At 69.1% G+C, this 26,245-nt stretch carries 28 protein-coding genes and 4 pseudogenes; 17 read left to right on the forward strand and 15 right to left on the reverse strand.

Annotated elements, in window-relative coordinates:
- Nucleotides 1-50: 50 nt before the first annotated feature.
- Genes WS92_RS02460 through WS92_RS02500 form a run of 9 tightly spaced genes read left to right on the forward strand, consistent with a single transcriptional unit; the run spans nt 51 to nt 9,313 of the window.
- Nucleotides 51-2,033 carry a type II and III secretion system protein family protein gene (locus WS92_RS02460; protein WP_059934457.1) on the forward strand — a complete coding sequence of 661 codons (1,983 nt, stop codon included), beginning with the start codon at nt 51-53 and terminating at the stop codon, nt 2,031-2,033.
- A 23-nt stretch (nt 2,034-2,056) separates the two neighbouring features.
- Nucleotides 2,057-2,362, forward strand: a complete 306-nt coding sequence (locus tag WS92_RS02465; protein ID WP_059934458.1) for a hypothetical protein — start codon at nt 2,057-2,059, stop codon at nt 2,360-2,362.
- A gap of 25 nt (nt 2,363-2,387) precedes the next feature.
- On the forward strand, nt 2,388-3,644 hold the full coding sequence (locus WS92_RS02470; protein ID WP_059934459.1) for a pilus assembly protein TadG-related protein: 1,257 nt from the start codon (nt 2,388-2,390) through the stop codon (nt 3,642-3,644).
- 59 nt (nt 3,645-3,703) lie between these two features.
- Nucleotides 3,704-4,210, forward strand: a complete 507-nt coding sequence (locus WS92_RS02475) for a TadE/TadG family type IV pilus assembly protein (RefSeq protein WP_006028224.1) — start codon at nt 3,704-3,706, stop codon at nt 4,208-4,210.
- Nucleotides 4,207-4,668, forward strand: coding sequence for a TadE family protein (locus WS92_RS02480; RefSeq protein ID WP_015602502.1), 462 nt, complete (start codon nt 4,207-4,209; stop codon nt 4,666-4,668). The genes WS92_RS02475 and WS92_RS02480 overlap by 4 nt, the downstream gene beginning before the upstream one ends.
- Nucleotides 4,669-4,691: 23 nt before the next feature.
- Entirely contained in the window at nt 4,692-5,900 is a 1,209-nt protein-coding gene (locus WS92_RS02485) for a CpaE/TadZ family protein (RefSeq protein ID WP_006028226.1), read from the forward strand.
- A 21-nt stretch (nt 5,901-5,921) separates the two neighbouring features.
- On the forward strand, nt 5,922-7,289 hold the full coding sequence (locus WS92_RS02490) for a TadA family conjugal transfer-associated ATPase (protein WP_006028227.1): 1,368 nt from the start codon (nt 5,922-5,924) through the stop codon (nt 7,287-7,289).
- 26 nt (nt 7,290-7,315) lie between these two features.
- Nucleotides 7,316-8,293, forward strand: a complete 978-nt coding sequence (locus WS92_RS02495) for a type II secretion system F family protein (RefSeq protein WP_009917575.1) — start codon at nt 7,316-7,318, stop codon at nt 8,291-8,293.
- A gap of 54 nt (nt 8,294-8,347) precedes the next feature.
- Nucleotides 8,348-9,313: a type II secretion system F family protein gene (locus tag WS92_RS02500; RefSeq protein WP_059934460.1), complete on the forward strand. Its 966-nt coding sequence runs from the start codon at nt 8,348-8,350 to the stop codon at nt 9,311-9,313.
- Nucleotides 9,314-9,585: 272 nt separating this feature from the next.
- On the opposite strand, the pseudogene WS92_RS30765 reads toward WS92_RS02500, so the two are convergent.
- The 4 genes and pseudogenes from WS92_RS30765 to WS92_RS02515 all read right to left on the reverse strand — a co-directional run.
- Nucleotides 9,586-9,678, reverse strand: a pseudogene (locus WS92_RS30765) (Lrp/AsnC family transcriptional regulator); the annotation flags it as partial.
- Between the two features lie 32 nt (nt 9,679-9,710).
- Nucleotides 9,711-10,478 carry a FadR/GntR family transcriptional regulator gene (locus WS92_RS02505; protein WP_009916044.1) on the reverse strand — a complete coding sequence of 256 codons (768 nt, stop codon included), beginning with the start codon at nt 10,476-10,478 and terminating at the stop codon, nt 9,711-9,713.
- A gap of 507 nt (nt 10,479-10,985) precedes the next feature.
- On the reverse strand, nt 10,986-12,524 hold the full coding sequence (locus WS92_RS02510) for a M81 family metallopeptidase (RefSeq protein ID WP_059934539.1): 1,539 nt from the start codon (nt 12,522-12,524) through the stop codon (nt 10,986-10,988).
- Nucleotides 12,521-13,828, reverse strand: a complete 1,308-nt coding sequence (locus tag WS92_RS02515) for an MFS transporter (RefSeq protein WP_059934461.1) — start codon at nt 13,826-13,828, stop codon at nt 12,521-12,523. The genes WS92_RS02510 and WS92_RS02515 overlap by 4 nt, the downstream gene beginning before the upstream one ends.
- Nucleotides 13,829-13,956: 128 nt before the next feature.
- On the opposite strand from WS92_RS02515, the gene WS92_RS02520 reads away from it, so the two are divergent.
- The gene (locus WS92_RS02520; protein WP_006028233.1) at nt 13,957-14,871 is read left to right on the forward strand and encodes a LysR family transcriptional regulator; all 915 of its coding nucleotides are present in this window, start codon (nt 13,957-13,959) and stop codon (nt 14,869-14,871) included.
- A 96-nt stretch (nt 14,872-14,967) separates the two neighbouring features.
- On the opposite strand, the pseudogene WS92_RS30775 reads toward WS92_RS02520, so the two are convergent.
- Nucleotides 14,968-15,967, reverse strand: a pseudogene (locus WS92_RS30775) (hypothetical protein); the annotation flags it as partial.
- A 211-nt stretch (nt 15,968-16,178) separates the two neighbouring features.
- On the opposite strand from WS92_RS30775, the gene WS92_RS02535 reads away from it, so the two are divergent.
- The gene (locus WS92_RS02535; protein WP_015604061.1) at nt 16,179-16,451 is read left to right on the forward strand and encodes a hypothetical protein; all 273 of its coding nucleotides are present in this window, start codon (nt 16,179-16,181) and stop codon (nt 16,449-16,451) included.
- Nucleotides 16,452-16,458: 7 nt separating this feature from the next.
- Nucleotides 16,459-16,836 (forward strand): DUF3175 domain-containing protein, encoded by a 378-nt coding sequence (locus WS92_RS02540; RefSeq protein WP_006028236.1) that lies wholly within the window; start codon nt 16,459-16,461, stop codon nt 16,834-16,836.
- A gap of 29 nt (nt 16,837-16,865) precedes the next feature.
- Here WS92_RS02540 and WS92_RS02545 read toward each other — a convergent pair whose 3' ends face one another.
- Together WS92_RS02545 and WS92_RS36260 are read right to left on the reverse strand one after the other, a co-directional pair.
- Complete coding sequence (locus WS92_RS02545) at nt 16,866-18,344, reverse strand: RNA polymerase factor sigma-54 (RefSeq protein WP_059934463.1); 1,479 nt, start codon at nt 18,342-18,344, stop codon at nt 16,866-16,868.
- Nucleotides 18,345-18,472: 128 nt separating this feature from the next.
- Entirely contained in the window at nt 18,473-18,904 is a 432-nt protein-coding gene (locus WS92_RS36260) for a hypothetical protein (RefSeq protein WP_231756001.1), read from the reverse strand.
- Between WS92_RS36260 and WS92_RS02555 the strand changes: the two genes are divergently transcribed.
- Complete coding sequence (locus tag WS92_RS02555) at nt 18,903-19,661, forward strand: DUF4397 domain-containing protein (protein ID WP_015603252.1); 759 nt, start codon at nt 18,903-18,905, stop codon at nt 19,659-19,661. The genes WS92_RS36260 and WS92_RS02555 overlap by 2 nt on opposite strands.
- A 45-nt stretch (nt 19,662-19,706) precedes the next feature.
- Here WS92_RS02555 and WS92_RS02560 read toward each other — a convergent pair whose 3' ends face one another.
- From WS92_RS02560 to WS92_RS02585, 6 genes and pseudogenes are all read right to left on the reverse strand, one after another.
- Nucleotides 19,707-20,264: a DUF3005 domain-containing protein gene (locus WS92_RS02560; RefSeq protein WP_059934540.1), complete on the reverse strand. Its 558-nt coding sequence runs from the start codon at nt 20,262-20,264 to the stop codon at nt 19,707-19,709.
- A gap of 214 nt (nt 20,265-20,478) precedes the next feature.
- Nucleotides 20,479-21,378, reverse strand: a complete 900-nt coding sequence (locus WS92_RS02565; RefSeq protein ID WP_059934465.1) for a MipA/OmpV family protein — start codon at nt 21,376-21,378, stop codon at nt 20,479-20,481.
- A gap of 300 nt (nt 21,379-21,678) precedes the next feature.
- A complete protein-coding gene (locus tag WS92_RS02570) occupies nt 21,679-21,945 on the reverse strand; it encodes a hypothetical protein (RefSeq protein WP_059934466.1) in 267 nt (88 codons plus the stop codon).
- A 55-nt stretch (nt 21,946-22,000) separates the two neighbouring features.
- Complete coding sequence (locus tag WS92_RS02575) at nt 22,001-22,312, reverse strand: hypothetical protein (RefSeq protein ID WP_006028243.1); 312 nt, start codon at nt 22,310-22,312, stop codon at nt 22,001-22,003.
- Nucleotides 22,313-22,433: 121 nt separating this feature from the next.
- Nucleotides 22,434-22,685: pseudogene (locus tag WS92_RS02580) on the reverse strand (hypothetical protein); the annotation flags it as partial.
- A gap of 219 nt (nt 22,686-22,904) precedes the next feature.
- Complete coding sequence (locus WS92_RS02585) at nt 22,905-23,204, reverse strand: hypothetical protein (protein ID WP_059934467.1); 300 nt, start codon at nt 23,202-23,204, stop codon at nt 22,905-22,907.
- Nucleotides 23,205-23,495: 291 nt separating this feature from the next.
- Here WS92_RS02585 and WS92_RS02590 point away from each other — a divergent pair, with 291 nt between their 5' ends.
- Together WS92_RS02590 and WS92_RS36940 are read left to right on the forward strand one after the other, a co-directional pair.
- Nucleotides 23,496-23,744: a hypothetical protein gene (locus tag WS92_RS02590; protein WP_006028246.1), complete on the forward strand. Its 249-nt coding sequence runs from the start codon at nt 23,496-23,498 to the stop codon at nt 23,742-23,744.
- Between the two features lie 196 nt (nt 23,745-23,940).
- The gene (locus WS92_RS36940) at nt 23,941-24,069 is read left to right on the forward strand and encodes a hypothetical protein (RefSeq protein ID WP_015603476.1); all 129 of its coding nucleotides are present in this window, start codon (nt 23,941-23,943) and stop codon (nt 24,067-24,069) included.
- A gap of 56 nt (nt 24,070-24,125) precedes the next feature.
- Here WS92_RS36940 and WS92_RS02595 read toward each other — a convergent pair.
- Nucleotides 24,126-24,407 (reverse strand): annotated as a pseudogene (locus tag WS92_RS02595) (hypothetical protein); the annotation flags it as partial.
- 75 nt (nt 24,408-24,482) lie between these two features.
- Between WS92_RS02595 and WS92_RS02600 the strand changes: the two are divergent.
- Both WS92_RS02600 and WS92_RS02605 read left to right on the forward strand, forming a co-directional pair.
- Nucleotides 24,483-24,914: a CBS domain-containing protein gene (locus WS92_RS02600; protein WP_059934469.1), complete on the forward strand. Its 432-nt coding sequence runs from the start codon at nt 24,483-24,485 to the stop codon at nt 24,912-24,914.
- A gap of 149 nt (nt 24,915-25,063) precedes the next feature.
- On the forward strand, nt 25,064-25,561 hold the full coding sequence (locus WS92_RS02605) for a PRC-barrel domain-containing protein (protein WP_059934470.1): 498 nt from the start codon (nt 25,064-25,066) through the stop codon (nt 25,559-25,561).
- Nucleotides 25,562-25,756: 195 nt separating this feature from the next.
- Here the strand turns inward: WS92_RS02605 and WS92_RS02610 are convergent, their stop codons facing one another.
- Entirely contained in the window at nt 25,757-26,206 is a 450-nt protein-coding gene (locus WS92_RS02610) for a response regulator (protein ID WP_015602938.1), read from the reverse strand.
- Between the last annotated feature and the right edge of the window lie 39 nt (nt 26,207-26,245).

Genomic DNA, 26,245 nt, shown 5'->3' on the forward strand with positions numbered 1-26,245 from the left:
TTGATAGTCAAACCCGGCGCACTGCGCCGGGCACTGGGGGACCACACGAAATGGACACCAAATCGCAACTTTCCCGGCCGACGCCGACGCGCTCGCGCGTCGTGCGCGGCGCGGCGCTCGCCGCCGCGTGCTGCGCCGGGCTCTTCACCGTCTTCGCCGCGGCCGCGCAGGACGCCGTCGAGAACGCCGCGATCGCGAAGGGCACGGCGGCGGCGCCGATGGCGATCGGTCGCGGGCCGATGCAGATGACGATCAGCATGGCGCCCGCGCCCGCCGCCGGCGCGGCGGCCGCAGCCGCCGCCGCGCCGCTGCGCGGCCCGAACTGCGTCGGCGAGATGCGCGAGTCGACGAACGTGAGCGTGCCGCTCGGCAAGTCGCTGCTCGTGCCGCTCGACGAACCGGTGCGCAACCGCACGATCGGCAACCCGGCGGTCGCGCAGGCGACGATGGTATCGCCGCGCACGCTCTATCTCGTCGGCATGTCGGTCGGTACGACGAACATGATCGTCCAGGGCAAGAGCGGCACGTGCCGGATCATCGACGTCGCGGTCGGCGCGGACGCGGACGGCCTGCAGACGTCGCTGCGGCAACTGATGCCGCGCGAGCGCGACATCCGCGTGTCGACCGCGGCGGACACGATCGTGCTCGCGGGCAACGTGTCGAGCGCGCAGGCCGCGCAGCAGGCGGTCGCGATCGCGAAGGCATACAGCGACCGCACGAACGCCGGCGCCGCCGGCAACGGCAACGGCAACGGCGGCGGCGGCTCGCGCGCCGACGTGCTGAACATGCTGACCGTCACGTCGCCGCAGCAGGTGATGCTCGAAGTGAAGGTCGCCGAGGTATCGAAGACGCTGATCAACCAGATGGGATCGGCCGTCAACATCCAGGGCGGCTTCGGCTCTTGGACGGGCGCGCTCATGACGAGCCTGCTCACGGGCGTCGGCAGCGGCATCGTGGCGAGCAAGTCGAACAAGCTGCCGCTCAGTGGGGCAATCGACGCACAGGACACCGACCAGCCGGTGAAGATCCTCGCCGAGCCGCGGCTCGTCACGATCAGCGGCCAGGAAGCGACGTTTCTCGCGGGCGGCAAGATCTTCATCCCGGTGCCGCAGAGCAGCGGCATCGGCACGAACACGATCACGCTGCAGGAAGAGGAATTCGGCGTCGGGCTGAAGTTCACGCCGACCGTGCTGTCGAACGGCCGGATCAGCCTGAAGGTCGCGCCCGAGGTGTCCGAGCTGTCGCCAACGGGCGTCACGCTGTCCGCGTCGAACGTGGGCAACGTGTCGATCCTGCCGCTCATCACGACGCGGCGCGCATCGACGACCGTGCAGATGAACGACGGCGAGACGTTCGCGATCGGCGGCCTCATCAAGGACAACGCGCAGGGCACGCTCAAGGCGCTGCCGGGCATCGGCGAGCTGCCGGTGCTCGGCGCGCTGTTCCGCAGCACGTCGTTCCAGCAGGACCGCACCGAGCTCGTGTTCATCATCACGCCGCATCTGGTGAAGCCGCTCGACACCGCCGACGTGCCGCTGCCGACCGACAGCTTCACGAAGCCGAACGAAGCCGACGTCTATGCGACGGGCAACATGGAAGGCCGTGGCGGGCTGCGTCAGCACGGCGCCGCGCCGGCGAACGCCGCGCCCGCGAATGCCCCCAAGAATGCCGCGCCGATGAGCGCCGCTCCGGCCGATGCCGCGCCTGCCGCTGTCGCCGCGCCGGCCAAGGACGCGCTGGCGAGCCCCGCGCCCGCCGCCGCACCCGCGCCCGCGCGCCCGTCGGCGACCGTGCAGGCGCCGCCGCTCGCACCGCCGTCCGCCGCCGCGACCGCGCAACGGCAAGGCGCGCGCGCGACTGCGCCGGACGCGGCGCGCGCCGGTCTCGCCGCGCCCGCGGCAGCCGCCGCGCCGCCTGCTCCCGCGGCGCTCGCGACGCCGGCCGCAGCCGGCTCGAACGCGAAGCATCAGGGCGCGCAGCCGCCGCAACAACTCGCCAACGCAAGCGCGATCGCGCAAGACTTCGATCGCTGAACCACATCGTCAAGGGGACGCTCATGAACCTCGATTACTTCACGCTGACGCGCCGCCTCGTGCTCGCCGCGTCGCTCGCCGCCTCGCTCGGCGGCTGCATGTCCAGCACGCCCGTCTGGGACGGCCGCTTCGGCGATTCGGTGCGCGCCGTGATGCACGCGCAGATCATCGATCCGCACGCGGCCGAGCACGCGCAGTCCGCGCCCGGCGTCGACGGGCGCGCGGCCGCCGCCGCGCTCGACAACTACGACAGGTCGTTCCAGCAGATCGAGCCCACGCCGAACGCGTTCGTGATCGGCGTCGGCGGCGGCAAGACGGGCGGCCAATAACCACCATTCGCTCAGGGAGACCGTCATGTCTCGCGTCACTTTCTCCTCAGGCGCCGCCCTTCACGGCGGGCGGCGCCGCCAGCGCGGCGTCGTGTCGATCCTCGTCGCGCTGATGCTCGCGGTGCTGATCGGCTTCGTCGGCCTCGCGCTGGATCTCGGCAAGCTCTACGTGACGCGCAGCGAGCTGCAGAACAGCGCGGACGCATGCGCGCTCGCCGCCGCGCGCGACCTGACGGGCGCAATCAACCTGTCCGTGCCAGAGGCGGCCGGCATCACCGCCGGCCATCTCAACTACGCGCTGTTCGAGCAGTTTCCGGTTCAGATGCTGACGAACTCGAGCGTCACGTTCAGCGATTCGCTCAGCAATCCGTTCCAGCCGAAGAGCTCGATCGCCTCGCCGTCGTCGATCAAGTACGTGAAGTGCACGACGTCGCGAACGGGCATCGTCAACTGGTTCATCCAGACGCTCAACCTGGTGCCGGGCGTGAGCGTCGCGAACGCGTCGGTGTCCGCGACGGCCGTCGCCACCGTCGGCGCCGCGCAGACCACCTGCGCGATCCCGGTGTTCATCTGCAAGGCCGGCACGCAGACGAGCCCGCCCGTCGCCGGCGCGACGTACAACATCGGCGACTGGCTCGCCGTGAAGACGGGCTCGCCGCCGTCGTTCGGCGCGGGCAACTTCGGCTGGTCGGCGCTCGACGGATCGAACAGCGCAGCGTCGATCAAGAGCGAGCTCACGGGCAACTACTGCGCGCTGCCCGCCACCGGCTCGCAGGTCGGCACGCCGGGCAACAAGGTCGCGGACAGCGCCGCATACAACACGCGCTTCGGCATCTATGCGAATCCGTACAAGGACCCGTCGTACGGCACGCCCGATTTCACCGGCTACGCATACGACGCGACCACGTGGCCCGCGCAGAACAACGCGTACTCGGATTTCGTGAGCAAGCGCCTGACGTTCACGAGCTACCAGGGCGACCATCTTTCCGGCATCACCACGAGCGGCACGTACAACGCGAGCTACTACCCGGCGGGCGCCGACCGGCGGCTCGCGCTCGCGCCCGAGGTCGACTGCACGGTGCTGCTGAGCGGCCACAGCGCGCCCGTGCTGTCGTGGGACTGCGTGCTGATGCTCGATCCGATGGGTTCCGGCGGCAGTGCGGGCCCGATCCATCTCGAGTACCGCGGCTCGTCAACGGCCGCCGGCAGCCCGTGCGCGACGCAAGGCACGCCCGGCAACGGCAGCTCGGTGGGCCCGCAAGTGCCCGTGCTGCTCCAATGAACCCGCAACCACAAGAGACGATCATGAACCGACTCTCATTCCGCTCCCGTCCGTCGCGGATGCGCGGCGCCGTCGCGGTGGAATTCGCGATCGTGATGATCCCGCTCGTGCTGCTCGCGACCGGCGTCGCGGAATTCGGCCGCGCGATCTATCAGTACGAGGCGTTGACGAAGGCGACGCGCGATGCGACGCGCTACCTGTCGACGTACCTGTCGACCGACCCTGCCTATCCGGTCGCGCAGGCGCAGTGCCTTGCCGTCTACGGCAGCACGACCTGCGGCTCGACGGGCAGCGAGCTCGCGCCGGGCCTCGCGACGTCGATGGTCATCGTGTGCGACGCGTCGCACACGACGAACTGCAGCGACTCGTCCGATCCGGCGCAGTTCGCGAGCGTGCCGACCTACGACACGAACAACGGCTCGCCCGACCCGGCAAGCCTCGCGGGCAGCATGAATCTCGTCGAGGTGAAGATCAAGGGCTATCGGTACCAGCCGATCCCCGTGTTTCCGGGGCTGCCGGCCTTGACCTTCGGCAACATCGTCACCGTGATGAGGCAGGTGTCATGAACGCGCGCCCCTTCTCCCTCATTCGGCGCCGGGCGCAGCGCGGCGCGGCGGCTGTCGAGTTCGCGCTCGTCGCCGCGATTCTCTGCACGATCCTGATCGGCATCTGCGAGTTCGGCCGCGTGCTGTTCTACTGGAACACCGCGAGCGAGGCGGTGCGGCTCGGCGCGCGCACGGCGACCGTCTGCGACGCCGACGCGTCCGTCGTGAAGACCCGCATCAGCCAGTTGATGCCGCTCATCGGCAACGCGAACGTGAGCCTCGCGTACACGCCCGCCGGCTGCGATTCCGACGCGGCGACGGCGCGCAGCACCTGCACGTTCGTCACCGTGTCGGTCACGAACGTGACGGTCAGGACGCTGATTCCGTTCGTGCCGCTCACGCTCTCGATGCCGCCCTTCGTCACCACGCTGCCCCGCGAAAGTCTCTCGACGTCGACGGGCGGCTCGGTCTGTCAATGAACCCCTACACGAGATCAACGACCATGATCAACATCCTCGTCGCTTCCGAAGACGCATCGCGGCTCGCGCATCTCGCGCGGCTCGTCGCCGACGCCGGCCGCTATCGCATCACGCGCACGGTCGGCCGCGCCGCGCAGATCGTGCAGCGCACGGACGGGCTCGACGCCTTCGACATCCTGATGATCGACGGCGTCGCGCTCGACGCCGCCGAGCTCGCCGCGATCGAAAAGCTGAGCCGCCTGCATCCGGGGCTCACGTGCATGCTCGTGACGACCGACGCGTCGTCGCAGACGCTGCTCGACGCGATGCGCGCCGGCGTGCGCGACGTGCTGCACTGGCCGGTCGAGCCGCGCGCGCTCGACGACGCGTTCAAGCGCGCGGCCGCGCAGTGCACGCAGCGCAATACGCCCGACACGCGGATCGTGTCGTTCATGTCGTGCAAGGGCGGCGCGGGCACGAGCTTCATCGCGGGGAACGTCGCGTACGAAATCGCCGAATGCTCGAAGCGCCGCACGCTGCTGATCGACCTGAACCAGCAGTTCGCAGACGCCGCGTTCCTCGTCAGCGACCAGACGCCGCCGTCGAGCATCGCGCAGCTCTGCGGGCAGCTCGAAAGAATGGACGGCGCGTTTCTCGACGCGAGCGTCGTGCGCGTGACGGATTCGTTCCACGTGCTCGCGGGCGCGGGCGATCCGGTCAAGGCCGCCGACATCCGCGAGGATGCGCTCGAATGGATTCTCGGCGTTGCCTTGCCGCGCTACGACTTCGTGATCTTCGAGCTCGGCGTCAGCCTGAACGCGGTGTCGATGGTCGCGCTCGACCGCAGCGACCACATCGAAGTCGTGCTGCAGCCGAGCATGCCGCATGTGCGTGCGGCGCGCCGCCTGCAGGAGCTGCTCGTGTCGCTCGGCTGCCCGCTCGATCGCATCCAGCTCGTGCTGAACCGGCAGACGCGCACGTCCGAGCGCGCGCGCGCGGCGCTCGAAGAAGTGCTGAGCATGCGCGCGGCGCACGTGATTCCCGACGATCCCGCCGCGGTCGGCGAGGCCGTCGACCAGGGCGTCCCGCTTTCGCGGCTCGCGCGCGGCTGCGGCGTCGCACGCAGCCTGCAGGCGTTCGCCAAGCAGCTCGTCGAAGGCGAGCAGCGCCCGCAGCGAGACAGCGAGCGCGACGCGCCGCTCTTCGCCCGGCTCTTCACCCGCGGCGCGGCCCCCAAACTCAAATCGATGTAACCCCCGTTCGAGGAGACCATCATGTCATTGCGAGACCAGATGTCCACGCGGCGCGCGCAACCGCTCATGTCCCGAAGCGACGCCATCGGCGCGGCAACCGCGATGGCGCGCGAAGCGTATCAGAAGCTGCGCCGCCAGATGCACGGCGCGGTGCTCGAGCGCGTCGAGCTCGAACGCCTGTCGCGGCTGCCCGCCGAGCAGGTGCGCAACGAGATCTCGACGCTGATCGCGCGCATTCTCGACGAAGAGAAGCTGCTCGCGAACGACCTCGAACGCCGCCAGCTCACGGTCGACATCTACGACGAAATGTTCGGCTTCGGCCCGCTCGAATCGCTGCTGCGCGACCCGACCGTGTCGGACATCCTCGTGAACACGGCGAGCGCCGTCTATGTCGAGCGGTACGGCCGGCTCGAGCTGACCGACGTCACGTTCTACGACGACGCGCACCTGATGAAGGTGATCGAGAAGATCGTGTCGCGCGTCGGCCGGCGCATCGACGAATCGAGCCCGATGGTCGACGCGCGCCTGCCCGACGGCTCGCGCGTGAACGCGATCATCCCGCCGTCCGCGATCGACGGCCCGCTGATGTCGATCCGCCGCTTCGCGGTCAATCCGCTGAAGATGGACGACCTCGTCAACTACCAGACGCTGACGCCGCCGATGGCGCAACTGCTCGAAGCGCTCGCGCGCGCGAAGGTCAACGTGCTCGTATCGGGCGGCACCGGCAGCGGCAAGACGACGCTCCTGAACATCCTGTCCGGCTACATTCCGGACGACGAACGGATCGTGACGATCGAGGACGCGGCCGAGCTGCAATTGCAGCAGCATCACGTGCTGCGGCTCGAAACGCGCCCGCCGAACATCGAGGGCAAGGGCGAGATCACGCAGCGCACGCTCGTGCGCAACGCGCTGCGCATGCGCCCCGACCGCATCATCCTCGGCGAAGTGCGCGGCGCCGAGGCGCTCGACATGCTGAACGCGATGAACACCGGCCACGAAGGCTCGCTCGCGACGATCCACGCGAACACGGCGCGCGACGCGCTGACCCGGCTCGAAAACATGATCGGCGTCTCGGGCCTCTCGCTGCCGCCGAAGACGATGCGCCAGCAGATCAGCTCGGCGCTCTCCGTCGTCGTGCAGACCACGCGCCTCACGGACGGCAAGCGCAGGATCGTCAGCATCCAGGAGCTGACCGGCATGGAAGGGGAGATCATCAACATGCAGGAGATCTTCACGTTCAAGCGCACCGGTCTCGACGCGAACGGCAACGTGCTCGGCTACTTCACCGCGACGGGCGTGCGGCCGAAGTTCGCCGAACGTCTGAGCGCGTTCGGCATCCAGTTGCCCGACGCGATGTACGACCCCGCGCGCCGCTTCGAAGTGGCATAAGCCCGCGCTGCATGAAGGAGCCCGTCATGGACCCGATTTTCTACGGTTTCGTCCTGCTGCTGTTCGTCGCCGTGGTGCTGGCGTTCGAAGGCGTCTATCAATGGTGGAACGCCCGCCACGGGCCGGCCGCGCGGCGCATCGAGGCCCGCATCCGCGCGATGTCGGCGGGCGGCCAGGTGCAGAAGGAACGGCTGTCGATCCTCAAGGAGCGGATGCTCAACGACGCGAAGCCGTTCGACCGCCTGCTGATGCGCATGCCGCGCGTGCAGACGCTCGACCTGCTGATCGAGCAGTCGGGCCTCACGTGGTCGGTCGTGAAGCTCGCGTGGATCTCGCTCGCGATTCCGTTCGCCGCGTTCGTCGCGCTCAGCTTCGCGCCGCTGCCGCTGTGGGTCGCGGCAGTGGCTTCCGTCGCGACGATATGCCTGCCGACACTGTTCGTGTTGCACTGCCGGACACGCCGCCTGCGCAAGCTCGAACGGCAGTTGCCGGACACCTGCGACACGATCGCGCGCGCACTGCGCGCCGGCCACGCGTTCTCGAGCGCGATCTCGATGGTGGGCGGCGAGTTCGCCGAGCCGATGGGCGGCGAGTTCCGGATCACGTTCGATGAGATCAACTACGGCGTGCCGCTGCAGGAGGCGCTGCTGAATCTCGCGACGCGCGTGCCGGTGCCCGATCTGCGCTACTTCGTGATCGCGGTGCTGATCCAGCGCGAAACGGGCGGCAATCTCGCCGAGCTGCTCGACGGCATCGCGCTCCTGATCCGCGAGCGCTTCAAGCTGTTCGACAAGGTCCGCGTGCTGTCGGCGGAAGGCAAGCTGTCCGCGCTGATCCTGACGCTGCTGCCGTTCGGCACGGCGGGACTGCTGTCGGTCATGAATCCCGACTTCATCGCGGTGCTCTGGCAGGACCCGGCCGGCATCCTGCTCGTCGGGATGACGATCGCGTCGATGGCGTTCGGCATCCTGTGGATGCGGCACATCATCCGCATTCGCGTGTGAAGCGGCGCGCCACGCATCCGGCCATCATTCGTTGAACGACATTCGGGGACTGTCATGGAAAACCTCAACGTCATGCATATCCTGCTGCTGCTCGGCCTGTTCGCGATCGTCGTCGCGGGCGTGATGGCCACGTGGCTCGCATTCGCGCCGCGCGGCCTCGCGCGGCGGCTCGCGCAGATCGGCGGCGGCGGCGCCGGCGCGGTTGCGGCGGGCGACAGTCCGGCGCCGCCGGCCGTCTGGGTCGAGAAGCTCGCCGAGATCTCGCAGCCGATCTCGAGGCTGTCGCTGCCGAAGTCCGGCTGGGAGAACTCGCCGCTGCGGCTGCGCCTCATCAACGCCGGCTGGCGCTCGCCTGGCGCCGCGCACCTGTACTTCGCCGCGAAGACCGTGCTCGCGCTCACGCTGCCCGCGGTCGCGATGCCGTTCATGATCGGCACCGCGCTCGGCGACAACCCATACGCGGTATCGGCGATGGTCTTGCTGATCGGCGGGTTCGGCTTCTATCTGCCGAACGCGATGCTGTCGCGCCACATCCGGTTGCGGCAGCGCAAGATCATCGAGGATTTTCCGGACGCGCTCGATCTGCTGACCGTGTGCGTCGAAGCGGGGCTCGGCCTCGACGCGGCGCTGACGAAGGTCGCCGACGAGCTGCGGCTGCGCAGCCCGATCGTCGCGGACGAGCTCGGGCTGATGCTGCTCGAGATACGCTCCGGCTTCGCGAAGGACGCCGCGCTGCGCAACCTCGCGCTGCGCACGGGCGCCGAAGACGTCGACGCGTTCTGCGCGATGCTGATCCAGGCGGACCGCTTCGGGACGAGCATCGGCGCGTCGCTGCGCGTGCTGTCCGACACGCTGCGCACGCAGCGGCGGATGCGCGCCGAGGAGCGCGCGGCGAAGATCGCGCTGAAGCTGCTGTTTCCGCTGATCTTCTGCATCTTTCCCGCGCTGCTGACGGTGCTGCTCGGGCCCGCGTTCATCCACATCTACCGGACGCTGCTGCCGACGATGGCGGGCGGCTGAGCAACGCCCGCGGCGGCGTCGGGCGGCTTTTTCCGCCGTGCCGCCGGCGCCGCCCGGCGGTCAGCCCGCCGCGCCGACAACAAGAAGTCCAAAGCAGCGCGGCGGGTGGGGCGTCGATTGCCGCTCCTCCCGCCGCGTGCGGCGACGATGCGCCCGCTCGCCGCACGCTTCGCGGTCATTCCGTCATCCCGACATGCCGACATCCCGAAGTCCTGATAGAAACGCGCCGCGTACCCGTCCGGCTTAGGGCCCGTCCACGCCCAGGAGAGGCCCTAAGCCGGCTTGCTCGCGAGATCGGGCACGGAGCCGTCGCGCTTGAGCGTCGCGAGCACGATGCCTGAATTCGTCGACATCACGCCGGGGCGGCACGCATCGAGCAGGGCCGCCCCGCGCTGCGTCAGGCCGGATCGAGGCTCGTTTCGTTGACGGCCGCGCGCAGCGCGATCATCGCGGTGCGCGCGCCGTCCGCGTCGCGGCCGTCGATCGCCGCGACGAGCTTCGCCGCCGCGTCGCGGATCGCTTCGTTGCGCTCCTGCAGCATCGCCGCGTCGAGGTCGATCGCCATCACGCCCGCGCGGGCGACTTCGGCCATCTGCCGGATGAACTGATTGCGGCTCGCCTCGACGATCGACGCATGCAGCAGCTCGAGCGCGCGGCGCAACGCGTCGGGCTCGACCGCGTCGTGCAGCGCCGCATGCGCGGCGCGCACCGCACGGCGCTGCGTCTCGTCCGAATGCACGGCCACCTGCGCGGCCGCCTCCGGCTCGATCAGGTCGCACATCGCGGCGACGTCGAGCAGGAAGTCCGTGTCCGACGCGATCCGCATCCGCCACTGCATCACGTGATCGTCGAAGAGCCGCCATTCGCTGCGCGGCGTGAGGCGCGTGCCCGCTTTCGTCCGCGCATGCAGCATCCGCCGCGCGGTCAGCATGCGCGTGACCTCGCGCATCACCGAGCGCGGCACGCCGAGCTCGCGCGCGAGCACGTCCTGCGGCGGCAGCAGGCCGGACGTGTATTCGCCGTCGACGATGCGCGTGACGAGCTCGTCGAGCACGCGCTGCACGCGCGGGGACGCCTTCAGCGAGCGGCGCTCGGCCGCGTCGCCGAACGGTCTTGCCGGCGTGCGCGCCGGGTTCAGGAGATGGTTGCTATCTAAGGAGTTCATCGTACTCATCCATGTGCGCAATGGGGTCCTTCGCTGAAAACGGAAGGCGCGACGACGTGAACGCATCCGCAACGCGACAAAGGCATGCGAAAGCGGGATCGGCTGCGGCGCTCGCTGCCTCGGGAATAAAAAGCGCGACCGGAGCGTGTTCCGATCGCAAGGCCACTGCCGCTGACAACCGGGCCACCAGGCGGCAGATGGAGCACGACGCACGCAGTGCGCGTCGTGACAATCGAACCGATGCGGCCGGATGGGGCGCCGGCCGCGAAAGCGCGAAGCTCGGGCGAGCGGCGCGCGCGCACCGCGTCCGGGCGCTCGCCGCGCCCGGACGCCTGCCTCGTGAAACGCAACGCGCCGCGCCGTCGCGGCGGCACGCGCGCGACGAGGCATGGACGTTGCCGTACAATGCCGACAACCATGATGGGGGCTTCGCTGAAAGTCTTCCGTGGTCAGGCCGCAGCAGGTATTGGCGCACCTTGCGCGGCTGCTCGCCTCAATGCATCCGTCCTATATCCGCATCTCTCCCGTGATCCCGTCCGCATGCGGCGCGCGCCGCCCGCCGCAGCCGAAGAACGGCGCGCCGCAAGGGCTCGTGCGCATTCCGTCGGCAAGCGACGTCCAGCGCAGGTCGGCCGGGTCGGCGGCCATCCAGCCGCCCGCTTTCGCGATCAGCACGCAATCTGCGATCGCATCGAAATCCGCCCGAAAATGAACGGAACTCTTGTTGACCAGGATCTTCATCGTCTCGGGCGCGACGCCCGCGATCCGATAGAAGCTCCGGTCGGACATCTGCACGCGCGCCGACGTGACGACGACGCGCACGTCGGCGATCCGCAGGCACGCGGTCGGGCCGAGCTCGAACGTCGCGCCCTTGAGCATCGGGCCGTCGCAGTGGCAGCGGCCGTTCGACAGCGACTCGACGCGAAACGTCCCGGTAAACGGCAGCCCGCTGTCCGCGCCGAGCGTGACCTCGACCGACGCGCCTGGCCCCGCCGCGTGCGCCGCGCACGCGGCCGCCGGATCGAAGAAGAGCCCGAGCGCCGCGTCCGGCGCGCGGTGCCTGACGAGCGCATGCAACAGCCCCGTCGTGTTCGAGCCGCCGCCCGCGCCCGGGTTGTCCTGCGTGTCGGCGATCACGACCGGCTTGCGCGCGCGGCGCGCGATCCGGATCGCCTCGGCCACCGCGTCGTCCGCCGACATGAAGCGCACCGTCCACTCCGCCTCGGTCGACACGACGTGCTCGTACAGCGCGTCGACCGCGCGCGCGAGCTGGACAGGGTCCGCGCCGTAGCCCCAGATCGTCGGCCCGCATTCGGAGAAGTCCGCGGCCGGAAAGCCCGGCGCGAACGACAGCGACCGCACGCTGCCCGTCTCCAGCCGCGCGAGCAGCCGGAACAGGCTCTTCGACGGCTCGAGCGACGTGCACATCGCGTTGACCGGAATCAGGAACGGCACGCGCCGCGCGCTGCGAAAATGGCGATGGCGGCCGCGCCTGCCGAGCAGCGCGTCGAGCAGCGCGACCGCGCGGCGCCCGGTGTCCGCCATGTCGACATGCGGATACGTGCGGTACGTGACGAGGCCGTCCGCGCTGTCGAGCATCTGCTGCGTGACGTTCGCGTGCAGATCGAGCGACGCGACGATCGGCACGCGCGCGCCCACTGTCTCGCGCAGCCGGCGCAGCAGCTCGCCTTCGCCGTCGTCATGGCGCTCGGTCGCCATTGCGCCGTGCAGGTCGACGTAGATGCCGTCGGCATCGCGCCGCTTCGCGGCGTCGACGATCTCGCCCGCGATCCGCTCGAACGCAACCGTTTCGACGCGGCCCGACGGCGTCGCGTCGGCCCAGATGGCGGGCAGCGCGACGTGGCCGGCATCGTCGAGCGCCGCGAGCGCGCCCGCGACGGGCAGGTTCATGCGCTTGAGCCGGCCGATCTCGGCGCCGCGCGACAGCGGATAGCGGCCGCCGTCCGCCGCGAAGCTCGCGTAGGTCGCCTTGCTCGGTGCGAACGTGTTGGACTCGTGCCGGAACCCGGCAACCAGAATCTTCATGACGCGGCGGCGCTCCACTGGTTCGCGTCGACGCGGTTCGCGAGCAGCACGATCGCGCCCGCGACGAACAGCGCGGCCATCACCATCAGCCCGGCCTGCAGGCTGCCCGTTGCGGTCTTGATCCAGCCGATGACCGTCGGGCTCACGAAGCCGCCGAACAGGCCGATCGAATTGATGAGCGCGATGCCGCCCGCGGCGACGTCGCCCCTCAGGTAAGCGACGGGAATCGCCCAGAACACCGCGTACGACGCATACATCAGCGCGGTCGCCGCGACGAGCGCGACCATCGCGACGACGAACCGGTCGCCCGCGAGCACGTTGCCCGCCAGCGCGGCCGCGCTCAGCAGCAGCGCGATCGCGCTGTGCCGGCGCCGCTCGCGGCGCTTGTCGGACAGCCGGCCGATCACCAGCATCGCGACGATCGCCGCGAGATACGGCAGCGCGGTCAGCGCGCCGATGTGCAGCAGGTTCTCCACGCCCGCGCCGCGCAAGAGCGTCGGCAGCCAGAAGCTGATCGCGTAGAGACCGCAGATGATCGCGAAATAGGAAAACGCCATCGCATGGATTCGTGGATCTTTCAGGACCTCGCGAAACGCCGTGTGCCGGCTCGCCGCGCACGGCGCCGAAGCGAGTTCGCACAGCAGGATCGCCCTCTCGTTCTCGCTCAGCCACTTCGCGTCGGCCGGCCGCTCGCTCAGCGTGAAGAACAGCACGACGCCGAGCAGCACGGCGGGCAATCCTTCGAGCAAAAACAGCCACTGCCAGCCGGCCAGACCGTGCGCGCCCGCGAGCTGCGTCATGACGAGCATCGACACCGGCCCGCCGATCACCGCGCCGACGGGCCCCGCGCACAGCAGCATCGCCGTCGCGCGCGCCATGCGCGCCTGCGGGTACCAGCGGGTCAGACAGAACAGCATGCCGGGGGCGAAGCCCGCCTCGAACACGCCGAGCAGAAAACGCAAAACGTAGAACGTCGTCACGTCGGTGGCGAACATCGTCGCGATCGACGTCAAACCCCACAACACCATGATGCGGCTCAGCGTGAGCCGCGCGCCGACACGGGTCAGCCGCAGATTGCTCGGCACCTCGAACGCGATGTAGCCGAGAAAGAAGATTCCGGCGCCGAGGCCGTACACGGCCTCGCTCCATCCGAGGTCCGTCTGCATCGCGAGCTTCGCGAAACTGATGTTGACGCGATCGATATAGGCCGTGACGTAACAGACTGCAAGAAACCCGAGGATGCGGATGTCGACCTTTCGATAGATTCGCGAGCGCGCGTTTCCGGATGCGTTCTGTTCTCTCATATGGCCCGTATTGGAATCTGCCTGCGCGTACTCCTGCGCTCATTTATCGTGGCCATTATCTCCATACTGTATGATCCCAGTGACAGCAACTTTGGTGTACAGCCGTTGCTTTGCAAGGCAACAAGCGTATGGATCAATCGTTTCAGGTCAACCTCAACCGTCTTCGCTATTTCCACGCGATCCTCGAGCACGGATCGATCCGCGCGGCGGCGGAACGGCTGAACACCGCGCCCTCCGTCGTCAGCCGGCAATTGCAGTTGCTCGAGAGCGAAATCGGCGCGCCGCTGTTCGAGCGCCGCCAGCACGGCATGATCGCGACCGAAGCCGCCGCTCTCCTCGTCGAATACACGCACGCGTGCCGAATCGGACTAGAGCAGTTCCACGAATCGCTGCACGGCGAATTGCGCGGGCGCGTCGAAATCGCGCTGACGGTCGGCTATGTCGAAGACCTGATGGATTCCGTCATCACCCGTTTTTTACATCGACATCCGCACGTATCGGTCGCATTGAACGTGCGCTCCGCGGACGACGTCGTAGATGACGTATTACGCAAACGTGCGCATATCGGCCTCACGTACAATCCTTCGTTGCCGCCGGAAATTCGCGAATGCTTGAGCGTCGCGCATCCGACGTTTCTCGCGGTCGCGCCCGATCATCCGCTCGTGAAGCGCGGCGAGCCGCTCGAATTGCGCGATGCGGTGCGCTATCCGCTCGCGCTGATGCCTGCGCCGTATTACGGCGTCGGGCAGATTGTGCATACCGTCGCGCACGCGGAGAACATTCCGCTTGCGCCGCGGCTCGTCACGAACTCGGTGCCCGCGATGCGGCGTTTCGTGCGTTCGGGCAACGGCGTCGCGTTTCTCACGCATCTGTTGATCGAAGACGATGTCCAACGCGGCGAGATCGTCGCGCTGCGCATGCGCAACCCGCTGTTCAACTTGCCTTGCGGCAAGGTGCTCGTTCACAACGAGCGCGCGTTGCCGCGCGCGGCGAACGAGATCCTCGCGCGCATCGTGCGGGATTTGCCGTCGTTCAAGTCTTGACGCGGCGCGGCGCCCGCGCGGCGCGTTTCCGGCTGACGGCGTTGCGCATCGCGCTTTCACATGCCGGGCGGCGTCGTCCGCCCGCCGGCGCGCGGCGTCGTCCAGATCCGACGCGCTGAGCGACGGACTCTTGCGCACCTCGACCGTCGGGCTGACGTCAGGGGGCAACGCCGTCTTCTTCTTTTTGGCCTCCTTCGCTTCCTCCGATTCGATCTTCTGCACCTTCGCGTGCATCCAGCGGATGCGCGGCGCGGCACTGTCCAGCTCGATGCAGTCGGCCCACTCGACGGTCGAATCGTCGCAGATCAGCGCCGAATCGGGATGGGCGAGATCATCTTCGGTCTCGATGACGTGAAAGCAGCTCTGCGCCTGAAACGATGTCGAGAGTCTCTGCGTCTCGCCTTTCTCCGAATGCACGTCGCCGAGCGCGCTGATGCCGCGAAAAATGCCCGCGAGCTGCCGGGTCGCGAGCGTCAGGTTGTCGCTTCTGTAAGCGCCCTCCGAACAGTCGTCGATCGCCTCGGCGAACGCGCGCCGCTCGATCAGCACGCTCGACGGCGTCTTGTCGAGCAGGCGCGCGATCGGCTGCGCGAATTGCGAGAGAAACGCCGAAGACATTTGAGCCGCCGTGCGGCACCGCGAGCGTCATCGCGCCGGCGATGGTCCGATGCAGGCCGAGACTCGACGTCGTCGCGCCGACGTCGTACGCGTCGATCGTCTTGCGCCGGATCTCGCCGCGCTATGCCGCCATCATCCGCATGCTCATGCGCTCGATGCGCGCCGCGTCGGGCTGCACGAACGGCTCGACGAACGCCTGCGGCCCGATTTCGACGCACCGCTCGCGCAAGCCGTGGTCGAGCGGATCGTCCGCCAGTTCGCGATAGACGTACAGGTAAGCGTCGACTTCGCCGTTGCCGACGGGTTGCAGATTCAATTCCAGAAGCAGCACGTGCGCGAAGCGCGCTTCCGCCACGTCCGCTTCAGGCGCGAGGAGCGGGGATCGGAGAAACGATCGCGTGAGCGACGACAGCGTCGCGCTGACCGTGACGCCGTCGATTTGCAGATCGGGGCGTTTCTGGCAGACGCAGCGCACGCGACGTAAGCGCCAGGATGGACGAAGCGGATATTTACGTCACGGATGCTTGTTTAAATCGCGCGCCGAGACGGACATTCGACTCGGCGAAATCAACAACGCACGCGATTGGCCCGATTTTCAATACGATTTGTGCAAATGCCGGCGCAAGCCATATATTGAAAAGTCGGCTCGCCGGTTCGATTCGAGGCCGCCCGTCACGAAGGAGCACGCGATGCGGATATTCGATGCGATCGCCCTGCTGTTCTCGCGCGCCGCCGGCAGGCGCACGCGCTCCGCTCATTCCGCCTTCGCGCACGCGGCGCGCGGCGCGTGTCCGTCGCGCCGCGTGCGCGAAGGCCGGGCGCACGGCGCGCCCCCCCGGCATCCGACGCCGGCTTCGCGCACGCGCGAGCCGTTCGAGATCCGGCGGCCCGAACGGTTCGGCGTCGGCGACGTCGAGCCCGGTTCGTCGAACGCGCCCGAAGCGGGCGGCATCAAGCTGTGAGCGCGCGATGGCCACCCGCAAGACACCCGCCCGCAAGCAGGCCCCGCGCGAGACCGCGCACCGCCCGCCCGCGTCCGGCCGCAAGCGCGCCCGCGCCGCGCAGGAAAAGTCCGGCCGCTACTGGTCGAGCGACGTGACGGAGCACAGCCACGCGCTCGATCTCGAACCCGACGTCTTCAAGTCCGACGACCCCGAAGCGATCGCGCAATCGCTGAAGCGCTCCGCGCTCGACAGCACGCGACGCAAGGCGAATCCGTTCCAGTCGGCAATGTCGATGCTCAATTTCTACATGAACCGCGCGGGCCGGAATCTTACGAAAACGCGCCGGACGACGCTCGAGCGCGCGAAGAAGAAGCTGCGCGAAGCATTCGGCCGCAAACCCTGACGCGCGCCGCCCGCGCGTTCGCCGCAGGTTCAAGGCGGCGCGCGGCGGCGCAATTCCGCGGGCGGGATCTTCATCGCCTGCCGGTACTTCGTGACGGTGCGGCGCGCAAGCACGATCCCGCGCCCCGCGAGACGCTGCGCGAGCGCGACGTCCGACAGCGGATCGACCGCCTGCTCGGCCGCGATCATGTCGCGGATCAGCACCTTCGCGGCGGCGGCCGAGCACGCGCCCTTGCCCGCCGCCTCGAGCTTGCGCGGAAAGAAGTGCTTGAACTCGAACGTGCCGTGCGGCGTCGCCATGTACTTGTTGCCGGTCGCGCGCGAGATCGTCGATTCGTGCAGGCCGAGCTCGTCGGCGATGTCGCGCAGCACGAGCGGCTTCAGCGCGATCTCGCCGTAGCGGAAGAAATCGCGCTGGCGCGCGACGATGCACTCGCCGACGCGGCGGATCGTGTCGAAGCGCTTCCGCGCGTTGCGGATCAGCCAGCGCGCTTCCTGCAGTTGCTGGCCGAGCGGCGACTGATTCGAGCCGCTCGATTGCGCGAACAGCTCCGCATAGCGGCGATGAATCCGCGCGCGCGGCATCACGGCCGGGTTGATCGTGACGATCCATTCGTTGCGCACCTGCCGCACGATCACGTCGGGGACGACGTAGTTGCCCGCCGCGCTGCCGTACTGGTTGCCGGGGCGCGGATCGAGCCGCCGCACGAGCGCGCATGCGATGTGCAGCGTGCGCGTGTCGCAGCCGATGCGGCGCTGCATCTCGGCCGTCTCGCGGCGCGCGAGACGCTCGAGATGATGCGCGGCCATCTCCTTCGCGCATTCGACGCCTGGCGTGCCCGCGGGCATCGCATCAAGTTGCAGCAGCAGGCATTCGGACAGCGAGCGCGCACCGATGCCCGGCTGATCGAGCGACTGCACGAGCCGCAGCGCGACGAGCAGTTCCTGCTCGGCCGGATGCAGCAGCGGGTCGGCCGCCGCCGCGAGCTCGGGCAGCGCCTGGCGCAGATAGCCGTCGTCGTCGAGCGCGTCGATGATCATCCGCGCAAGCGTGCGGTCGCGCCGGGTCAACTGGCAGAGACGCAGCGCGTCGTGCAGGTGCTCGCGCAGCGTCGGCTCGGCCGTCATCCAGTCGCCGGGCTCGAGATCCGACGCGTCGTCGGCGCGCCGGTTCGAGCCGCGCGCCGACAGCTCGGCCGTCAGCGGCACGTCCTGCCCGACGACTGGCGGCGACGCGTCGCTCGCGAGCGCGCCGTCTTCGCCGTCGGCGTAGCCGTCGTCCGCCCGCGCGTCCGCTTCGGCGGCGGGCGTCTCGCCCGGCTTGGCCGCAGCCTCGGCGGTATCGTCGTCGGGCGCTTGCACGTCTTCGAGAAACGGATTGGTATCGAGCGCCTGACGCAACTCCTGCTGGAATTCGAGCGAAGAAAGCTGGAGCAGGCGCAGCGACTGCTGCAAGCGCGGCGTGAGCGCCAGGTGTTGACGCATTTGCAACGCGAGCGTGGCGGGCATGCGGAACTCCCTTGCAGGTGGACGTGGATGCCCGGGTCTCCGCAACTTCCATACCCATTTCGCGTGCGTTGTGCGAACGGGTTTTCGCCACGGGCATGCGGCCGCGCGGACGCGCCGGCCGGCGCTTTTTACAAACGCGTGCGCAAGTTTTGGACCGCGGCGCGCGCGGCCGCGATCCGGGCCGCGATCCGGGCCGTATTCGGGTCGCAGCCGGATTGCATGGGGACCGCATCGGGGCCGCGATCGATGCGGTCGGCTTCGCCGCATGCCGGCGATTGCCGCGTCGACGCCAACGCGTCCGCGTAGATATTGCCTTTCGCCACAAAAATTCCATGCATTCGCGCCGCCGCGTGCGCCGCCGCATCGACGGGCATGGGCGTTGCTGTCTGCGGGCACCCCGTCGCGCGAGGCGCGGGCACGGCGACCGAGCCTGTTTTCGCCGAACCCATCGACACGTCAACTTCACCCACGGCGGCGGCGCGACGCGCCAGCAATACCCGCACCGGACGCTGCGAAACGCGCCGCGCCGCGTCGGCCGACCGATACAGAGAGGGAGTCATGAAACCGATTCGAACCGTTGCGGCGCTGATCTCGGCCGTCGCGCTCGTCGCCGCGTGCGGCGGCGACGACACGGGCACCGAGCTCGGCATCTCGAATCCGCAGGCGCGCTTCATCAACGCCGTTCCCGCCGGCCCCAACCTCGACTATTTCCTGAATGCGCAGGCCAATGCGACCAACATCGCGTACAAGGGCGTCACGCGCTACCGCTCGGTCGGCAGCGGATCGCAGACCGCAAGCTACAACGTGACCGGCACGAGCGTGACGATCGCGTCGCATACGTTCAATGCGGCGAACGGCCACCATTACACGACGATCGCGATTCCGAGCACATCCACGCCGATCTCGGTGATCGACGATCCGTTCGCGAAGGGCCTGCTGTCCGATCAGGCGCGCGTGCGCAGCTTCAATGCATCGCCGAATGCGCCGAACGTCGACATCTACGTCGTGCCGCCGGGCACGAACATCGCCGCGCAAAGCCCGACGCTCGCGGGCGCCGCGTATCAGAACGCCGTGCCGGCGTCGGGGCAGGACTCGATCTATCTGTCGGGCGGCACGTACCAGGTGATCGTCACGCTGCCGGGCACGAAGACGCCGATCCTCACGACGCCGCCCGTCAGCATCGCGAACAACGCGGACTGGCTGCTGCTGACGATCCCGGCGGGCGGCGTCGCGGACGTCACGCCGAACGACATCCACGTGCTCGTCGCGCAGGGCAACGACGCGGATACGGCGGCGCAGGAGCTGGGTCCGCAATAGTAGAGCGGTAGAGCGCCGCGCGATGCCGCCGTGACGCCGTGACGCTCAGGTCGAACGCTCGAAGCTGAACTTGTGCTCGGTGCGCGCGCCCAGCGTGTGCTCGACGTCGACGGTGCCTCGATAGACGACACGCCAGCCTTCGCGCGGCTTAACCTCCGGCTGGCAGCCGTGCGGGCGGCTCTCGATGCCGGCGAGCCCGTCGTCGGGCGTATCGACGGCCTCGTCGAGCGACGCGTTCGAGTAGATCACGTTGTCGTGCCACTCGGACGCCCCCGTGCGCGCCTCGGGGCCCTTGCCGTCGACGTCGACGGTGTTGTCGGTCGCGGCCATGTTCGCGTTGTCGAGCGTGACGATGCGGCTCGCCGCGCGCCGGACCGGATCGCCATCGCCACTCGTGTACTTGTCGATGTCGATCGCGGGCAGGCCGGTCGGCGTCTTGCCCGCGATCGCCTCGGCGGTCAGCTTGCGCTCGTTCGTGCGGGGCTCCTTCTCCTGCGTCGCCGCGTCGGGCATGTCGCGACCGGCGGCCGGCGTCTTCACGGAGCGCTTCGCCGCGATTTCGCGCTGTTTCCGCAGGGTGGGATTCGATTCCGTGTGCTGCATGCGCACCTCCTTGCGAACGAAAATGCGAACGCCGCGCGCGACGGCGCGGCCGGATTCGTTCGGCACGCAAGAAAGGCTCCCGCTGCCGATCGGCCGCGATCGGCGACGATCGGCGGGCCGGAACGCCGCGAGATTCGAGCCCCGGCTCCGGACTTGAAGCTTCAAGCTTCACGGCCCAGGCTCGACGCGTCGAACCCCAAGCGCGCCCCCGCCGCTAGAACTGGTAATTGATCGACACGTCGACGACCGCGTTCGTCGAACGCTGCGTGAGCGGGCTGCGCGCGGCGCTGCCGACGAGTTGCTCGAGCGCGCCGTCGGCCGTCACGAACCAGTGCTTCGTGACGAACCACACGAGCGTCACGCCGCCGCCGAACGACTTCACGCCCGCGCTCGGCTCGTAGCGAGGATGCCCGGAACGCGCGGCCTGCGCATCGTTCACGCCGAACCAGCTATTCATGTAGCGCGAATCGGCGAACGTGACGGTCGGCCCCGCGAACCAGTAGAACGTTTCCGAGCTGCCGGGCAGCGGCATGTACGCGGCGAGATCGGCCACCCAGCCGTTCGCGCCGCCGACGCTGCGCCGCACGTCCGCGCGCAGCACGAGCGGGAACGCGCGCGAGATCACGTAATCGGCCGACAGCTTGATCACCGCCGCCGGATTGATGTTGCCGATGCCCGTCAGATGGCCGCGGTCGTCGGCCTCGCGGCGGCCGAGGTCGTAGCCCGCCGAGAGCGTCGCGCGCCAGTTCGGCCCGCGCAGCACGTTGACGCCGATTCCCTCGCCCGTCGACACGAACCACAGGTCGCGATAGCGAACGTCGAACGTCGGCCCGGCCATCGGCCGGTACTGGTTCGAGCCGTCGTAGCGCGGCTGCAGCGTCGCGGCCGCGCCGGCCGCGATCTGCCATGTCTGCGGGTTCGGATTGAAGAGCTTGTCGAGCGGCACGCCGGCCGAATACTGCCACTCGGCGAGCGGCGACGGCGTCTGCGCGTGCGCGGCAACGGCCGCCGCCGCGCACGCCGCGCAGACGATGCCGCGCGCGGCGCGCCGGCGCGCCGCCACGCCGCTCGGAGCGGCGGCTCCCCGGATCGAAACGGCTCGTGCGTCGCTCATGTGCTGTCCTCTTTGTTCGCGTTGTAGTCGGTACCGCGCGCTTTCGCACGAAAGCCGCGCGTGGCAGGCACGGCGAATGGCGAGCGGCGTCGCCGGACGGGCAGACTGTGGCGAACCGCGCCGAGAATCCGCGCCCGCCCCGCTCGGCCGGCGGCACGGCGCGCCATCGATGCGCGGCACGCCCGCGTCGCCGGCGCTCGGCGACGCGATGTCACCGTCCCGGTCCGCCGCCGCGCCATCCAGTGTGCGCGCATGCGGCCCGCCGCGCGAGCCCCTGCGCGCCGTGCACGGCGGGCGGCATCAATAATTGCTGCCCGGCGCGGGCGTCGCGCTGTTGCCGCCGCCCGGGGCCATCAGCGGCGCGCCGCTGGAGCCGGGGTTGCCGTAGCGTGCGCCGTCGGTCGGCGTGACGGCGGTCGGCGGCTGATTGACGCCGTCCGTGATCGTGCCGCCGGCGTTGCCGGCGCGCGGCGATCCGCCGCCGTTCGGGCCGTTCTGCGAGCACGCCGCCACGAGCGCCACTGCGGCGGCACTCGCCAGTTTCGTCGAAATCTTGCGGATCGTCATGGAAACTCCATCGAGCAAACGGCGCGGGCCGTCGTGCGCGACGCACGCCCGCCGCTCAGAATCGGTTGATGTGGAAATCGCCCGCATAGGCGGTCGGACTGCGCCGCGCCATCATCTCGGCGAACTCGTCGGCGAGCCGCCGCAGCGCGAGGCGTTTCTGCCCGATATCCCACTGCCCGAACGCGGCGAACGCGTCTTCGTCGAACGTCACCGTCACGGCGGCCGGATGGCCGTCCGCCTGAAAGCCGATGTGCAGCACGTCAGCCGGGTGTTCTTCAATGTGAAAAGGCATCGAGCGGGTTTCGAAATAGCGGCCCAGCGTCTCGGCGATTTCCCGCTTGTCGCCGGGCTCGACTCGGATCGTCATCGTTTCCTCCAGGTGGGCGGCCAGCCGCCGCGAACGCCGTCGTCATGCGCGCCGTTGCTGTGAGAAGGGCCGTCGCGAAGCGGCCGTCATGGAGCGGGCATCTCGGAGCGGCCCTCGCGAAGCGGCCGTCGCCAAGACGGCTCGCGCCTATCCGGCGACAGATGAACACGGCTGCGGCGACTCAGCGGCCACGGCGGCCGCGCGACGCAAACCATGCGTGAACTGGGGGATCGGGCGGCGGATCGCCCTCCGGGTGACGGTATGGCTCAGGCGGCTCGACCGGATTGTCGCCATCTTCGCCGGGATCGGGCGGCACGTATTCCGGATCGGGGATCGGCGGATACGGCCGATGAAACAGCACGTCTGGTTGCATAACGGATCATCGAATGGTTGCATCAGGGAATCGGTGCGGCGACGACGCCGGTTTCGATTCCCGCAAGCGTCGTGCCCGTCACGCCCACCGCGCCCGTCGGCGCGCTTGCGCATGTCGCATGTCATACGTTCATACGCATGCGCGGCGCGCCGCCGCCCAGCCGGTATCGGTTACACCGGCCGCTTGTAAATCCTGCAAGCCGCCGCGCGCCTGCCGCGCTCACGCCTCGAACGCGGCCATCACGAGCCACATCCGACGATCGTCGTCGCGAATCGGCGCGGCGAGCGCGAAGCGGTCGCGCGGCGCGCACGAGCGGATCAGCGCGCGGCGCGCCTGGTCCGGGCTGTCGAACTCCTCGTCGCCCAGGCGGCGCACGCTGTCCTTGCCCTCGAACATGTGGCGCTCGGGCCGATAGACGAGCGGCTCGCGCTTCCAATCTCCAAAGCGGTTCAAGACCGATTCGAAACTGCCGCCGCATACGCTGGATTCGTAATGGACCGTCGACTTCGGCATTTCCATCTGGTCACCTCCCGGTCGCCCGGGCGCCGCGCATCGAGACGCGTCGTCGGCGACGCGCCGCGTCCGGAACGGGTTCGATTACGCGCATCGCGCCGGCCGCGCGGCCTGCGCGACAGCCGACGGCCGGCCGGGCCGGCATCGATGCCGCCGCGCATGGGCACGAGCGTCGGCGAACGGCGCTGCCGCGACATGCGGCGCTGTGCGCGACGCGGCAACTCGCGTGCCCGCGCGCGACTGCCGGGAACGGTCCTTGCTGATAGGGACAGAGACAGACCTTGCCGGAGAACCGAGATGACCCAGCACAGCCAGCGGCAACACGCGCGGCACGCGCCGAATTCGCCGCCGATGAAGGACAAGGACGAGATCCGCACACACCGGTCAGAGGACCTGATCGACAAGGCGCTCGAAGACACCTTCCCGGCGAGCGACCCGCCCGCGACGGACGGCGTCACGCGCGTCGATTCCTCGAAGCCCGCGCGCGGCGGCAAGCCGCATCGGCCGGCGCGCGACGCGCACCGGCGCGGCGGCGCGAAGCATTGACGCATGCGGGCGGCTGCCGTCAGCGCGGCTGCCCGTGCAGGTTTTACGACGGCCCGCGGCCACGATGCGCGGTTGGGCAGGATACGCGAACGCGTGCCTACGCGTGTCCGGTGTCTGTCGTTTCGCAGCGATTTTCAATGGAGGAACGTCGGGCGGCGGACGCACCGCCGCCGGATCGTCAATCAAGGAGCATCAAATGAGCAGGGCCAGGCGCATGTGGAGGGAAGTCGAAGGCGCGGTCGAAGTCACCGCACTGGCGGCGATCGAATGCGCGCTGCTGATCGCCATTCTGGTCGCACTGGGGTTTCCGCACTCGGCCATCTAGCCGACCTTCGGCGGCCGTTTCCACCCATTTCCGCCCGGATCGCATTCGGTGCCGCGCCGGTCGGCGAGCGCCGGATGGTCCCGCAGCTCGGCGGGCACCGTGTGCTCGTCGTCCCATCCCCATCAGTACGTCCCGCCCGCGACGGGCCGGTATCGCGCGCCGGTCGGCATGCTCCGCACGCGCGCGCCGACGATCGCGTAATCGGCGCAGCGCATGTAGCCGTTCTTCGTCGTCGCCTCGGACACGCTTCGATGCACGACTGCGTCGATGACGGAATGCAGCGCCGCGTGGATCGGCGCGGCGAGGATCGGAGGGCTCGTTTCGGATTCGTGTTGCATCGAGGCTGGGCGCATTCGCGCCGGCGGCACGCCCCTTGCTGCATTCATCGCGCATCTCACGACAAAGGAGGTCCCATGCATCGCATCAACGAAATCATGTCGCGCGACGTCGTCCAGGTCGCCCCGTCCGATTCGATCCGGCACGCGGCGGAGCTGATGGCGCGTTTCGACATCGGTGCGCTGCCCGTCTGTCAGAACAGCCGGCTCATCGGCATGATCACCGATCGCGATCTCGCCGTGCGCGCGGTCTCGGCCGGCAAGGCGCCCGACACGAAAGTGCACGAGATCGCGTCCGGGCCGATCGAATGGTGCTTCGACGACGATCAGGTCGACGACGTCCAGAAATACATGGCGGACGCGCAGGTGCGGCGGATGCCGGTCGTCGATCACGACAAGCGCCTCGTCGGCATGCTGTCGATCGGCGACATCGCGACGCGCACCGACGGCGCATCGCGCGACGAAGTCGCGAACACGCTCGAACGCGTGTCGCAGCCGCGCCGCTCCTGAACGGAATGCGGCGCGGCCAGCGCGCACGGCCGCGGCGGCGGGCCGCATGCCCGCGGCGCGACCGTATCCGGACCGGCACGGCGGCATCGGCCGGTCGCGCGGCGCTGCCGGGCGACGCCCGGCCGCCGCTCAATCGAAGGAGGTCGACGATGAACACCCCTCAGCAACGCACCACGCGAAGCATCGGCAAGGGCCGCGACGCCGCAGCGGGCCCGGGCCCCGACGTGATGGCGACGAGCACGCTCGACGGCGACAAGGTCTACACGACGGACGGCGACGACGTCGGCAAGATCAAGGAGATCATGCTCGACGTGCGCACCGGCCGGGTCGCCTATGCGGTGTTGTCGAGCGGCGGCCTGCTCGGCATCGGCGACAAGCTGCTCGCGATTCCGTGGAGCGCGCTCACGCTCGACACCGACCGCAAATGTTTCCACGTGGCGGTGTCGTCCGAGCGCGTCAGGAACGCGCCCGGATTCGACAAGAGCCATTGGCCGGCGATGGCCGATCCGAACTGGGCCGCGTCGCTGCATCAGTACTACGGCAGCGCGCCGTACTGGAGCGACGCCGACGAGGACGCGCTCGGCATCGACGCGCCGCCCCCCGAGGCGTCGCCCGACCGGCCCGAGCGCGGCGACGGCCGGCACTAGGCACCAGGCCGGCGCGCGCTCCGGCCCGCACGCGCGCCACGCTGCTCTGTGAACACGTCCGGGAACCTGGGGTTCGACCGCAGAGCAATCCTTCGAGCGCCTCGCGGCGCTCTTTTTTGCGTTTGCGCGACGCCCGCGCGCGCCGCGCTTTTTTACAAAACGCGCTGTAACGAAAGCGTCAGCCGGCCTGCCCGCTCAACCGTCGCGCGCGCCGGCGCTCGCCGCTTCGAGAAAACGCAGCAGGCGGTGCGGCGTCAACGGCTTCGCGCAGAACGCGTCGAATCCCGCGTCGCGTGCGCGCGCGAGGTCGTGCCGCGCCGAGTACGCGCTGCACGCGACGAGCAGCATGTGCGCGGTCGTGCGCTCGCGCCGCAGCCGCCGCGCGATCTCGAGCCCGTCGAGGCCCGGCATCGCGATGTCCAGCACGATCGCGAACGGCTGCCAGTCGCGCGCCGTGCCGCAGACTTCGAACGGATCGTCGACGACGCGGCACTCGAAGCCGCGCGCATCGAGCAGCAGCCGCAGCGCCTGCGCCGCGTCGCGGTAATCGTCGACCACGAGCACGCGCCGATGGCCGGCCCGCGCGCCGTCGAGCGGACGCCACAGCACGACGTCTTCGCCCGGCTCCATGCGTTCGTTCGTCATCGAAACCTCCTTCGTCCGGATATCGTCATCCCGCGCGGC

This window comes from Burkholderia sp. MSMB1588 (assembly GCF_001546925.1).
Lineage (GTDB): Bacteria > Pseudomonadota > Gammaproteobacteria > Burkholderiales > Burkholderiaceae > Burkholderia > Burkholderia humptydooensis.